Below are 13,191 nucleotides of genomic sequence, written 5' to 3'. Positions count from 1 at the left end.
TCACGCTACATGATGTGCGTAAATGGACTTTGTACGAGCGCGAGTGTGGCGAAAGCCGATAAAAACAAGACAATTTGCAGCGACGATTACAAGCCACGTGGATCCGATGATGCTACCTCTGCCTGTACCATTGCTCCAGCATCATCAGCACCCAAACCATGGTACCGTGGTATCCCGCATGTTCGTCCAGATGCTGATCCAGTAGCTTGTCGATAAAATCAGCGCGGATGATGTTACGTGACTTGAGGTCGCTCAGGCTGTCCGACGCCAAGGCCTGCAATGGTTTGTGAGTTTGGAGCCATACGCCGAAAGGGAGTCCGAAGCCGTGTTTTTGCTTGGCGATGATATCGTCCGGCAAGAATCCTCGAAGCGCTTCTTTGAAAAAATAACGCAACTTGGTGCCCTTGAGCTTCAGATGAGGTTCAAGCCGCAGGGAAAAAGCCACTATCTCGTCGCTGATAAGTGGAAACGCCACATCCATTCCTGCCAGCTCGCAAGCCTTCGCTACTTTGGGCAGGTCATTATCGGCAAGCGTGAACTTTCGATCGAAAGCGAGCATGCGGTTTATCAAACTTTTGGCATTGCCCCGGTGGTAGATTTCGCTTAAAAGGCCAGCCGGATAGCCGGGGTTTACCGTATCCAGAAATTCCCGGGTAAAAACGGCTCCATGACCATAGCGGTCCAGCAAATTATAAGTCTCCGTACGCGCCGGCATCGGGATCGACGCCTGTTCGATATAACTGCGGGCCTTGCTTATCAGCGGCAAGGCCGCTCCGCCGGGAACGCCGAAAACCAGCGGTTCAATAATTCCCTTGCGCAGCAGGGACGGCGCTTGCTCATAGAGGGAAAACAGATGCTGCTTGGCATAACGAACATTGCCGCCGAACAGTTCGTCCCCCCCATCTCCCCCCAGCATCATGGTCAGCCCGTCAGCTTTAGCCATGCGCGCGCAATAATAGGCGGGTATTGCGGAAGAGTTGCCGAAAGGTTGATCGAAAATCGCCGCAACCTGAGGAATGGCGGCCACGATGTCCTCGGGCGTAACGTAGTATTCCTGGTGCCGGGTAGCGAAATGTCTAGCCGCAATGCGCGCATATTCCATTTCGTCATAACCGGAGGCATCGAAACCAATGGAATACGTTCGCGCCGGCTGCCCGGTTACTTCGCCCAGTATTCCAGCTATCGTCGAGCTGTCGGTTCCGCCGCTAAGAAAAGCGCCGACCTCCTGATCTTTAGCCGCATCTCGCACACTTGAACGTAATACGCCCAGAAAATCCTGCTGAAGCTCCTGAAAGGGACGCCTGTCATCTTCCAGAAATTTCATTTCCCAATACTGGCCAGCCTCAACGCTTCCGTTTCGATAAATCAGATATTCACCGGGCAGAAGGCGCTTCTGCCCCTGATAAATCGTGTCGGGGCCCGGCACCATGTGAAAATAAACGTAGTTGTACAGGCTCTGCGGCGCAATCTCCGGTTTAATCAGTGGATGCAGGTTTATGGCGTCCGCCGATGAGCCAAAGACCAATCCTCCTGCTGAAGCCTCATAAGAAATGGGGTATGTACCCATACGGTCGGTTGCCAGCGCGGCCTCATTGGCGTTTTCGTCCAGGATGCAGCAGGAAAACGCGCCTGTCAGACTCGTAAAAATTTTATCCCTTCTTTCCCTCCAATTGTCAGCCAGTGTTTTTGCAACACCCTCGGCCTGCGCAAACTGCGCCAGGCGCGGTTCGAGAAAGCCGGCTCGTCCCCATAATGCAACGTGAAGCCCGTCTTTTTGATAAAGACTGGCACTATGGGCATGCGCGACCACTGCCAGAGCGCCATTGGCTCCTGCGGATGTATGCGCACCACTGCCGTCGGCACGGGCTAGCGGCCCGGCCATTAGCCGGACAAGCTGCAAGTTTTCAGCAACGGAATTACCATGACCTATCCAGCCGCACAATCCGCTCACAGCAACTCTCCGTTTTTTTTGAACATTATCCTTCCCATGCCTTTGGTAATTGCTGGCTTCCTGCCATGCGCGCGAATGGATGGCGCTGCGCCGTGCGCGAAATCTATAAATGTTGCTGTTGTTACTAAACCAGCACTTCTGCGGGTGCCGGATGGCTGAGAAATGCCGTCGGGCTCGCGGTCAAGCCGTAAGCGCCCGACTGAAAAACGACAATTAAATCCCCCGCTTCCGCCTTGCTCATTTCCATCCTGTCCGCCAGCAGATCCAGCGGCGTGCAAAGCGGTCCCACAACCGAAACAATTTCCCGTTCCGCGCCTTCCACCCGATTCCCGACGACAACAGGGTAATTCTTGCGGATCACCTGGCCAAAATTTCCGGAAGCGGCGAGATGATGATGCAGGCCGCCATCAGTCACCAGGAACAGTTGCCCCCTGGATTCTTTTCGTTCGAGTACCCGGCAGACATAAATGCCAGCCTCCGCTACCAGATACCGTCCGAGCTCGATCACCACGCGCGCGTCTGGAAGCTGCCGTTTTACCTCTGGCATGAGCTGCCGCAGGTTTTTGCCGACCGCCGCCACGTCCAATGCTTCATCGCCGGGGAAATACGGTACGCCGAAACCGCCGCCTATATTCAACAAACGAACTGGACCGGGCGCATGTCTGGCAAGTGCGATGCCGAGTTGGATTGTTTTTTCATGGGATTCCTGAAGGGCGGCCACCTTCAGGTTTTGTGAACCACTGAAAATATGAAACCCTTCGAAATCCAGTCCAAGTTTACCCATCCGGACAAGCATGGCCGGAACCCGTTCTGCGTCCACGCCAAATTGCTTCGGGCCGCCGCCCATTTTCATGCTGGAGGATTTGAGTTCGAAATCCGGATTGACACGAACCGCTACCTTAGGACGTATGCCCAAGTGATTCCCCAGTTTGGCAATACGCTCCATTTCCTGCTCTGACTCCATGTTCAGGACGATGCCTGCGGCAATCGCGCAGGAAAGTTCGTTGTCGGCCTTTCCTGGTCCGGCAAAACTGATCTGACACGAAGACGTTGGCGTATCGAGCGCGATTTTCATTTCGCCTGCCGATGCCACATCTATCCCATCCACCAGGCTCGCCATATGCTGCACGACGGCGGGCATGGGATTCGCCTTCATCGCGTAGTGGAGGTGAATCTCTGTAGGCAGATGTTGTCGCAGAAGGGCAACCCGCCCGGTAATCCGTTGCCGGTCATAAGCGTAGAATGGAGTTCTGCCTACTCGCTGCGCCAAGCGGATGAGGGACATGCCCCCGACCTGAAGACAGTCGTCTCGAACTGGAAATTGAACGGCGGGCACGTGCTTCGGCCGAACATTACTCATGCTTCAGGTTCCATGGCATCCTGCAGTTCCTGTGCAAGGAGTCTGCGATCAATTTTGCCGTTAGGGTTGCGGGGTAAACTGCCCTCCCTGCATTCGATCCGGCTGGGCAGCATAAACGCGGGAAGCTGAAGCTTGCAGGCCGCCAGCAATGCGTCCTGGTCAAGCTTCGTGCCCGCCCGGGGCGTTGTGATCAAAACGATAGCCTGACCCAACACCGGGTGAGGGACGCCGACCGCAGCAGCTTCTCCCACCAGTTCAGTGCCATAGATCACTTCTTCGACTTCGGTAGGGCTGACACGATAACCGGACGTCTTGATCATTTCGTCGCGGCGGCCGATGAAATACAGGAAGCCTTCTTCATCCATCCGTACGGTATCGCCCGACCATACCGCCAATTCGGGAATAGTCAGCCCGGATTGCCGGGATGGAACGGGTTTGAAACGTTCAGCAGTCTTTTCCGGATCGTTCCAATATCCCATAGAAACCAGCGCGCCCCGATGCACCAACTCTCCCGGTTCTCCCGCAGTGCAGAGCGACCCATCGTCGCGCACCACCATCACTTCGGCGTTTGGAATGGCCTTGCCTATGGAGTCGGGACGCATCTGCACTTCCTCCGGGGGGAGAAAAGTCGACCGGAACGCTTCAGTCAGGCCATACATAAGATATATGGCGGTACCGGGAAGGGCACTGCGCAATGAGTCGAGCGTCGCACGCGGCATGGCGCCACCGGAATTGGTAATATAACGCAGCGAAATATTCCCTGGCCAGTTCAATCGGGTCAATTCAATCCACAAGGGAGGCACGGCAGCAAGACCTGTGATCTTCTCCTCCTCGACGGTATCGATGATATCCCTCGGGAGCAGATAATTCATCAGGACGCCGGTAGCGCCGACATGAAATGCCGTGGTAAGCTGGCTGAGCCCGTAGTCAAAACTCAGCGGCAGTACCGACAGAATCCTGTCATCCGGGGTATTTTTCAAGTACTGGGCTACGCTTTTTGCTCCTGCCACCATGTTGCGGTGGGAAAGAACTACGCCTTTTGGCTTTCCGGTGCTTCCGGAAGTGTAAAGAATGGCGGCCATATCGCCGTCGATACTATGATGGGCCTTGATGTGCCCGTCTTCAACGAGCGCGTTCTCCCAGGGTACGATGTTCAGACCCGAAATGGTCGTTGGAGCCGCTGCAGGATTGACCACCATCACTGCGTGCAGGTCGTGACACTGGCTTAAAACCGTGGAGAGCAGTTTTAACCGGTCGGCTGAGGTCACCAGAATCCTTACATTGCAATCGCGCAGGATATAAGCGACCTGTTCCGGTTTCAGGAGCGGGTTGACCGGTACGAAAACACCGCCCGCCCCTGTCGCGCCGAATAGGGCGATAACGGTTTCCAGGCGCTTTTCCAGATAAACGGCAACGCGCTCCGCCCGGCCAAGTCCCAAAGCCAGCATGGCCGCGCCAGCTGAATTGATTTCCTTGGCTAGGCCGGCATAGCTTATCCGGTTTTTCTGGTGAATCAACGCTTGCTGGTCAGGAAAACGATCAGCGGATCTGAAAATTAACTCGTGGAGAAGGTCTGTCATCGGAAATACGGAGTTCGCAGGTAATAGAGAGCTTGAAAGATGTTGGTATATATAGCCGCGTCTATTTTAAACGGTGCCGGTTCATCAGGTCATATATGGTGGGACGGCTGACGCCCAGCAGTTCCGCCGCCTTGACCACATTCCCATCCACTCTTGCCAGCGCTTTCATCAAGGCATCGCGCTCTGCCTTGTCACGCACCTGGCGGAGGTTGATTGGTTCCGTTGAACTGGCTGAAGCCTGCAATCCAAGATCATCCGCGCTGATGATGGGACCATCAGCCATGATTACAGCGCGCTTGATGCAGTTCTCCATTTCCCGCACATTGCCCGGCCAGGGATGGCTTTCAATCGCCGCAAGCGCTTCCTGGCTGAAATTGAGGGAGGGCCGCCGTTCCTGGGCACTGAACTTATTCTTGAAGTGATGCGCAAGCAGGGCAGTATCGCCCACCCGCTCCCGCAAGGGAGGAATTGTGATAACGATTTCGCTCAGACGGTAATAAAGGTCTTCACGAAAACGGCCTTCCTCTATCAGTTTCTTCAGATTCTGATGCGTCGCACAAACAATACGGACGTCGACCGGGATTTCTTTACGCCCCCCGACTCTTTCGATTACCCTTTCCTGCAAAAAGCGGAGAAGTTTTGCCTGTAACGGCATGGGCAAATCGCCCACCTCGTCAAGAAAAAAAGTGCCTTCATTTGCCAATTCAATTTTACCCGGAGTCTGCTTGACCGCTCCAGTGTATGCACCTTTTTCATAACCAAATAATTCGCTTTCCAGAAGCGTTTCGGGAATCGCCGCACAGTTGATCGCCATGAAGCGTTTTTCTCGCCTGGCGCTGGATTGGTGAAGCGCTCTTGCCAGAATTTCCTTACCTGTGCCGCTCTCACCCAACAGTATAACCGTGGCGTCCGATGGCGCCACTTTTTCCACGTTGCGACAGACCTTAACCAGGGCCGGGTCGCGGGTTAAAATTCCACCGATAAGTGAATACGCCTGGGTTTGCAACAATCTGAGGTTCTCTTGCTGCAATGCATACAAGTAGTAAGCTCTTTCCACCACCAGGCGCAGCATGTCCGGGTCAAAAGGTTTTTGGTGAAAATCGTAAGCGCCGGCGCCGATAGCCTTTAAAGCATTCCCGTGATCCTGATTGCCGGTTAAGACGATTACCTTGGTGTCTGGCGCAAGCTCAAGTATTTCCGCCAACGTGGCCAGTCCTTCCGAAGCGCCGTCGGGGTCGGGGGGAAGTCCCAAATCCATGGTAACAACAGCCGGCTCATGCCGCCGAACGAGAGCGAGCGCGCTTTCACGATCGCTCGCGACCAGCACCTCGTGAGCATCAAAGCTCCAGCGCATCTGGCGCTGAAGGCCCGGGTCATCTTCAATTATTAACAGACTCTTTTTATCTTGACTCACTTGGGTCCTCTTCATTAACTGATTTGATATGGATCGATCCAACTTGCTTCTTAAAAACATCTACTATTCGAGCTCTACTCACACTCTAAACGCCAGGTACTAACCACGGATGAATATGACAATTGCTTGTCAACTTGCTTCACGCTTTAATCGGCCTCCTTTACTGTCGCCTGCCAGGAACATCGAATGTATCGTCACGCTACGTAACCGCTTTAAAAACCTGATCTGTCTGGTGAAGAGGCAGGACGATGCGGAAAACAGTGCCATTCGATTCGCTGCTGCTAACCTCCAGTTTTCCCCCCAGTTCAGAGACATATTCCCTGCTTTCAAAGACACCTATTCCCATACCCGCGGATTTCGTGGATTCAAACGGCTTGAAAAGCTTTTCACGAATAAATTCTTCGCTCATTCCATGGCCCGTGTCCTTTATCTCGACTATGGCAAAATCCTGCTCTCTTTTCAGTCGAACCCGGACTTGGCCATTTCGTGAGGTCGCTTCAATCGCATTCTGAATCAGGTGGCCGAGAACCCGTTCAAGGCGCGATGAGTTCGCGCACACCGCAATGCTGGAATCCTGTATTTCAAGAATGGGTTTTGGCTCGGCAACGGATTTACTCTTTACTGCCTCTTGTAACAACCGCGCAATAACAAGAGGAACCGCTTTGTCCGGTGAATCGCTGCTGCTCAGCTTTTCCAGGAGCCGTTTCATCTTTTGAACCGAGAGATATACCGTTTCAATCATATCCCTCTGAAACTCCGGATTTGTTTTATGTTTTTCGGCATTGGAAAGCAAAAGGGATAATTGGGAAACCAGATTCTTCAAGTCATGCACGACGAAAGTCGACATACGATTAAAAGATTCAAACTGGCGCGCCACCATGAGCGCATTGGCCGCCTCATGCTGTGCAAGATAACTTGCTGCCTGATTGCCGGCAACCTTGAGCAGATCGCTCACCTCCCAGTTCAGTTTGACGCTGCTTCTGGGCTGTGCCAACACGACAAAACCAAACAATTTCCGGTGCTGGATCAGTGGTACCACGAGCCACGCCCTGTAGATGCGTGGCAACCATTGAGGTAGCATGATTGCAGAATATTTTTCAGGATTTGCAGCGTATTCCTGCAAATCGATCACCCATTCCCTGTTTTCCAGAAATAGACAGAAAGGGCTATCCAGCGGCTCGAGTCCGCCCGCCGACGGCATATTCCAATGTGTTACAGGTTCGCAATTACCGGATTCCCGGCATATCCATAAACCTCCGCCAGGACTTTCCACCAGTTGTGCCAACGCCTGGATCACGCGTTCTCCCAGCCTGTGTTCGCCCTCCGAGAGAGTGCGCGTAAAATGCAGCCATTCCTCCCGATAGTCATAGTTGTAACTGAAAAAATGCTTACTGATAAAGACTCTGAGCCAGGAACGCAGCGTACCCGAGAACAGTACGACCAATAGCAGAATCACAGCGCCAAACAGGAAACTCACCTGCATGACCGTGCCCCAGCCGCCCCCGAAAAAACGGAGATAGTAGCCGGCCGCGGCCATTGCAAGCAGATATGCGGCGGCGCCAAACAGTGCGACTGAATAGAAGAGAATGCGTCGCGACACCGTGATGCCGACTGACCATTGGGGATTACGTGCAGCCGACACAGCGATAAGTGGAACAACCAGTGCATTAACTATCCCGCGCGCGGCCCAGATCTCGGGATTCACTTGTCTAAGCAGCAATGCATCGCTATACAGGTAAAAATCATAAGCGAAAATTCCACCTATGCCGAGGCAGGCGAATTTTATGCCCCAACGTTGCTTGACCGGCGTATTCCTGTAAAGCTGCTCAACCAGGATCATGCCAAGTATCGCCATTACGAGGCTTCCAACAATGTTGTTGATGAAGTCGATGGTTTCATGCGAAGAAAAGTCGAAATTCCCGTGAGAGTAAAAGGCAGCAATAATGCATCCAGTGTAAAGCGCAACGATTGCCGCCATAGCCGGATTCATCTTCGGAAATGGAGAATCTTCCTGCCGATACAGCCCCAGCAATGTAATCAAAAAAGCCGACCAGCCTGCATTTCTGAGGATTTCCAGCATATCTGTCAGAAGAGACAGAGCAAGATCATGGGTAGCTCGAGATGCGAGCAATGACGCCCACAGCGCAGAAAGGAGGCAAGCGACAGGCAGCACTATGCCATGCAGACGACCCCGCCAGCTCGTCAACAGGAGTATGGCCAGAACAAAATACGCCACTGCGGCGATGGAATAACTGGCTGTCGCTATGCTCGTCAGCATGTCAGACTACTGCCCGGCCAACGGCTGAGCTGCCAAAAACCGGGCGTTGGCAAGTGATGAGACAAAGGCCGGAGTCCGCAACATCCACTTGCTTGAGACACCCGAAAGTGGAACGCAATGGATATCCGGTTTTACCGCTCATTTCCCAGCCGAGTGAAGAAACAGCGACCGGTTCCGGCAGACTCGGGCCTATTCAGAGATTCCCGAATCATCTTCCACCCTTACCCAGCACAACAACTTCAACGGTATCGATCAGAATAATGACATCCAGGAACAAGCTATGGTTCTTCACGTAGTACAGATCGTACTGAAGCTTTTCAATGGCATCATCCACGGATGCGCCATATCTGTAGCGTACTTGCGCCCACCCCGTTATTCCCGGCTTGATGCTGTGCCTTACATTGTAATAGGGGACTTCCATGCAGAGCTGGTTTACAAAATATGGCCTTTCCGGGCGAGGGCCGACAAAACTCATATCCCCGTTTAAAACATTGAATATCTGTGGAAGCTCGTCAATTCTCAATTTTCGGATAATTCTGCCCACGCGCGTTACGCGAGGATCATCCGCTGCCGCCCATTGCGGTTTTCCGCTCTTCTCCGCATCATTTCGCATACTGCGAAATTTTAAAACCATAAATGTTTTCCCGCCTTTTCCAACCCTTTCCTGCCGGTAAAAAACGGGCGCGCCATCCTCAAAAAGAATACAGAGAGCGGTGATGAGCATTACAGGCAACGTAACAGCCAGAAGAACGCCGCTCGCAGCAAGGTCGAAAATACGCTTGATACCGGATCTGAGCAGACTTTGATCGAACCCCCCCCCAAAAACCAGCCAGCTCGGATAAAGAGAATTTACCCGGATCTGGCCCCGCTCTCGCTCGAAGAAAGCAGCTGAGTCGGTCACTTTTATTCCGTTCAGCTTGCATTCCAGCAAATCCTGAATAGGGAAGCAGCCGCCTCTGCGTTCCTGAATCGCGATAATGATTTCCCGAACGCCGTAGCGGTTGACCAGCGACATTAACGAATCCACTTTGGGCAGGACAGCGGAGGCTGGGACATGAAGCTCTTCATCTGGCAGCGGGACAAAACCAACGATCTTGAATCCCCGGCGGACAGGGTCATTTTTAGCTTGTTCAATGAATTCCTTTGCCTTGCCGCCTATGCCCAGGACGACCGCCTGAGATTCCAGAATACCCAAACTTGACCATTTGAGAAAAGCAGCTCGCGTCAGGAGAATCCCGGGCAACGCAAGAAACATTACTAATCCCAGTATGCCCCGGCCAAGATAGAGGTCGGGAAGCAGATAAAAAATCAGGGTCGTTACTCCGAACCCCAACACCATGGATGGCATGAGACGGAATAAAGTGTCCTTGATATCCAGCCGGGAATCGAGTTGATACAGCCCCATGACCGACATGGACACAATCATGACGAAGGTGAAGGTTACGGCCTCTGGAAACAGGGATGAGAAAGAGAAGGGAAAGAGTTTAACGGGATCAAAAAAACGAATAGCGGCTCCCAGATAAACCATAAACATCAGTACGCAAACTTCCGCACTGATAAGCAGAATCACCGTTCTGGAAATGAAATGGTTATAGATACGAAACAATCTTCTTCCTCATCAGCGCTCTGCCACACCTTTTTATCGGTCCGCCTGATGGCGGTATCCCTTGTTCGTCGGGCGCCAGTTCCGTGCCCGCACCACAGTTTACATCTGGTTAAACGCTTGGGCCTCGGTTAAAAGCTTCGTTTCCTCTCGTTACCCTACGCGCCACCTTTTCAGAGGAAATGATTAATGAATGATTTGGCCTGTCGATAAACCCCGAATATAGCCTGAGCAGCAGGTTTTTGTCTTCCAGGCACAAGAGACGAGACTCTCCTTCCGCAATGGATTGTTGAACTGTCGTGGCGATCAAGCACCAATTCATCATTTCAGCTAATTGCAGTGACTGGCCTACTAGAGATAAGTCCTTAATTTATGAAAGCATTATATGAGATGATTCTTCCAATGAGTAGTCATCTTTACGCCAGGCAACAGGTGCATCATATCAACTTCACCGGCAAGAACAATTGGACCTTGGTACGCTGATTGAGGGGCGGGCTCTGGGAGGCTTTCAAACCGCTTGATTTTTCCCGAGGCGACATGAAAGAGGGGTGACATGATTGAGGAATAAAGCAAAGCGAACCTCAACTGGTTTGAGTTGCCGGTCCGGGTAGATGCAGCATGAAAGCTGCCAGATATGGAAGCGGAATAACATCATTAATTTCCCCTAAATTTCGGTCGATTCAGCTACCGGCGTGTCCCTGCTTGCGTTTGTAAATGTCGACCTGAGTGTCAGGTGGGGATTTTTCAGATTAGGAACTGGGAAGCGATCAGAATGAAACAGGCAAGCGCAAAGGCTAATACTAATGTTCTATTTGCGTCGTGTTGCGTGATGCTATGGAACCTTTTACAATCAACGCCAGCTTGAGCCGGTCGGCAACGTCCAGTTTGCGAAAAACCTCGGTCAGATGAGCCTTCACTGTACGCTCGGTAATAGCCAGCCGGCGTGCGATCTGTTTGTTGGTTTCACCATTTCCAACAAGCGTAGCAATTTCGTATTCGCGCCGGGTCAGATTTGCGAGTAAATCGCCTACGGCCTGTTTGATCTTGTTCTTTTCCCGTGTAATCACAACCAGTTCATTCAGCAGATGCCAGCTCAGCGTCCGTCGTATCCATAGTTCACCTCGCTGAACAGCTATAACGACATTTTTGAGCTGCTCAGGTTCGATATCTCGACGGCAGCATCCCCTTACTCCCGTCCTGAATAATGCCCACTCTACCTCGTCGCCAATCGCGCCGGTCAAGATAACGACTTTAGTCTCCGGATTCAATTTCATGAGAGCCGCTATTCCGTTCGGCCCATCCAATTTGGGCAAGTCGTGATCGAGCAGGAGGACTTGGGGCTTTATCCGTACCAGCTCATCCCTGAGCGAGGCAAGGTTGGTTGAGCAGAATATGGGAGCGAGGGTATGGACCCCCTGTTCCCAGCCATACAGGTCGTCCTGGGACGCGCTAGCAAGCAAAATCAAGAATCTCTCCCGTCAAAATTCGTGATATCAATGCAATACCTTATCCATGATTTTACCCAGCATTTTACGTGTGACCCAGATCTCGCCACGGTCAACCACACGCACAGCCTTTAAAAAATAAAATGGATCCGATTCGTGGCTCAAGCAACCGCGCGCGCCGTTAGCCAGAGCTTGAATTATCTGCTCCTCCTGTGCCGCCTTATCGGCTAATAACAACACAAGCGTCTCCGGACATTCGCGGTGCAAAGCCTCCAGCAACGCAAAGTCTCCATAGGTAGACTGATCCAGATTGACAAAAAGAATGCGAGGTTTGAGTTGGCTGATTCTGGCAACTACCTCGTCAACCGCTATAACGGCCGCAGGAGGCTCAAGTTGAGGACCGTTTGAAATATCGCTTCCAGCGGACATGACATTTGGCAGCACCCTGATGCCCCGCCCGCCTTGCAGGAACTGTTCCAATCTTGTTCGCCTCCCGTGGTCCGTATCCGCTATTGCCACGGTAACCATTTGCATCGTTTCTCCTTCCAGGTGGCTCATCAAATTATTGAAGGTAAAGAAGCCTGTGCCATTATTCACCCAACATTCATTCACGCAATTACCTTTCAGGCTATTTTGCACTAAATCCCCAACCCTGTTTACAGGGTCCCCGGATCGCAATTTGCCTGGGCTTTGATAGCAGCGTAGGGCGTCATGAAATGGATCTTTTAAAACAATTCGTGTTTACCGCTTGAGAGCGACCCCACAAAATGATTACTTGTACTGCAGCAACTCTCGGATATAGTTGCCGGGAATGGCATATGTTATGCCGCTCGGATTGCTGAGCGCCGCCTCCTTTTTCCCCTTTACAAATACCATGTTGATCACGCCGTACACCAGCCCGGTTTCAGGATCATAGAGAGGACTTCCGCTGCTGCCCGGGTAAGCGGTACCATCCAGTTGAAATACTGCGTAAGCAGGTTTTTGCAACTGGCTGATCATTTTCGCATTAAGTTGCCTCGAATTGCGCGCAGGTAAAATGATCGGGGTAATCGAGGAAACCATGGCGCGGTGAGTGACTGGATAAAATCCCAGAATCATGCCAATCGGGAACCCCGTAAAAATCAGGGTCTGTCCTTCGCGGACCTTGTTGGCGTCCCCCAGTTGCATGGCGGGCAAGGCCTCGCCACTGATTTTCAGCAGCACAAGATCATGGTCCTTATCGATCGCGGCGATGGTTGCGGCCCTGAGCTCCGGCTTCTTTCCCTTGCCTGTAATCACGGTATACGACTCATTATTCGCGTTATCCAATACTTCTGGAACAACATGCGCATTGGTGATTACGTGGAGGCCATCATCCAGCACAAAGCCGGTACCCAGAAAATTTACCGGAGGGGATCGTGTTTTCTGGACAGTTCCTATTCCAACTATCGATGGTTTGACATTTTCGATAGTTTTGACAAGCTCACTCCCCCACAGCGGGCAAACAAATACAAGCCCCAAAATACCGATTTTAATGCGGCAGGCGAACAAGGTCGGGAATTTATGGCGGATATTCATCGT

General features: G+C 52.2%; 9 protein-coding genes. All 9 read right to left on the bottom strand.

Annotated features, from left to right (window positions below; all coding sequences use genetic code 11):
* Nucleotides 1-112: 112 nt before the first annotated feature.
* Nucleotides 113-1,951, bottom strand: a complete 1,839-nt coding sequence (locus tag BMX66_RS14085; protein ID WP_090883279.1) for an asparagine synthetase B family protein — start codon at nt 1,949-1,951, stop codon at nt 113-115.
* Nucleotides 1,952-2,075: 124 nt separating this feature from the next.
* The gene (locus BMX66_RS14080) at nt 2,076-3,311 is read right to left on the bottom strand and encodes a pyridoxal-dependent decarboxylase, exosortase A system-associated (protein WP_090883277.1); all 1,236 of its coding nucleotides are present in this window, start codon (nt 3,309-3,311) and stop codon (nt 2,076-2,078) included.
* The gene (locus BMX66_RS14075; RefSeq protein WP_090883275.1) at nt 3,308-4,891 is read right to left on the bottom strand and encodes an acyl-CoA ligase (AMP-forming), exosortase A system-associated; all 1,584 of its coding nucleotides are present in this window, start codon (nt 4,889-4,891) and stop codon (nt 3,308-3,310) included. Before BMX66_RS14075 ends, BMX66_RS14080 begins: the two co-directional genes overlap by 4 nt.
* A gap of 61 nt (nt 4,892-4,952) precedes the next feature.
* The gene (prsR, locus tag BMX66_RS14070; protein ID WP_090883273.1) at nt 4,953-6,305 is read right to left on the bottom strand and encodes a PEP-CTERM-box response regulator transcription factor; all 1,353 of its coding nucleotides are present in this window, start codon (nt 6,303-6,305) and stop codon (nt 4,953-4,955) included.
* Between the two features lie 199 nt (nt 6,306-6,504).
* Nucleotides 6,505-8,583, bottom strand: coding sequence for an XrtA/PEP-CTERM system histidine kinase PrsK (gene prsK, locus BMX66_RS14065; protein WP_090883271.1), 2,079 nt, complete (start codon nt 8,581-8,583; stop codon nt 6,505-6,507).
* A gap of 208 nt (nt 8,584-8,791) precedes the next feature.
* Nucleotides 8,792-10,189 (bottom strand): TIGR03013 family XrtA/PEP-CTERM system glycosyltransferase, encoded by a 1,398-nt coding sequence (locus BMX66_RS14060; RefSeq protein ID WP_090883269.1) that lies wholly within the window; start codon nt 10,187-10,189, stop codon nt 8,792-8,794.
* A 797-nt stretch (nt 10,190-10,986) separates the two neighbouring features.
* On the bottom strand, nt 10,987-11,652 hold the full coding sequence (locus BMX66_RS14055) for a LuxR C-terminal-related transcriptional regulator (protein WP_090883267.1): 666 nt from the start codon (nt 11,650-11,652) through the stop codon (nt 10,987-10,989).
* Between the two features lie 27 nt (nt 11,653-11,679).
* Nucleotides 11,680-12,165 (bottom strand): ANTAR domain-containing protein, encoded by a 486-nt coding sequence (locus tag BMX66_RS14050; RefSeq protein ID WP_255398970.1) that lies wholly within the window; start codon nt 12,163-12,165, stop codon nt 11,680-11,682.
* A gap of 237 nt (nt 12,166-12,402) precedes the next feature.
* Nucleotides 12,403-13,188 carry a S1 family peptidase gene (locus BMX66_RS14045; protein WP_090883265.1) on the bottom strand — a complete coding sequence of 262 codons (786 nt, stop codon included), beginning with the start codon at nt 13,186-13,188 and terminating at the stop codon, nt 12,403-12,405.
* Nucleotides 13,189-13,191: the final 3 nt, after the last annotated feature.

Origin of the sequence: Nitrosovibrio sp. Nv6, assembly GCF_900110495.1 — a bacterium.
Classification (GTDB): Bacteria; Pseudomonadota; Gammaproteobacteria; order Burkholderiales; family Nitrosomonadaceae; genus Nitrosospira.
The sequence above is the reverse complement of the archived record's forward strand: the minus strand, read 5'-3'. Positions and strand labels throughout refer to the sequence as shown.

Coding starts and splice junctions, on each gene's coding strand:
- BMX66_RS14080 (WP_090883277.1), bottom strand. CDS start 3,311: ATGAGTAATGTTCGGCCGAAGCACGTGCCCGCCGTTCAATTTCCAGTT.
- BMX66_RS14075 (WP_090883275.1), bottom strand. CDS start 4,891: ATGACAGACCTTCTCCACGAGTTAATTTTCAGATCCGCTGATCGTTTT.
- prsK (WP_090883271.1), bottom strand. CDS start 8,583: ATGCTGACGAGCATAGCGACAGCCAGTTATTCCATCGCCGCAGTGGCG.
- BMX66_RS14050 (WP_255398970.1), bottom strand. CDS start 12,165: ATGCAAATGGTTACCGTGGCAATAGCGGATACGGACCACGGGAGGCGA.
- BMX66_RS14045 (WP_090883265.1), bottom strand. CDS start 13,188: ATGAATATCCGCCATAAATTCCCGACCTTGTTCGCCTGCCGCATTAAA.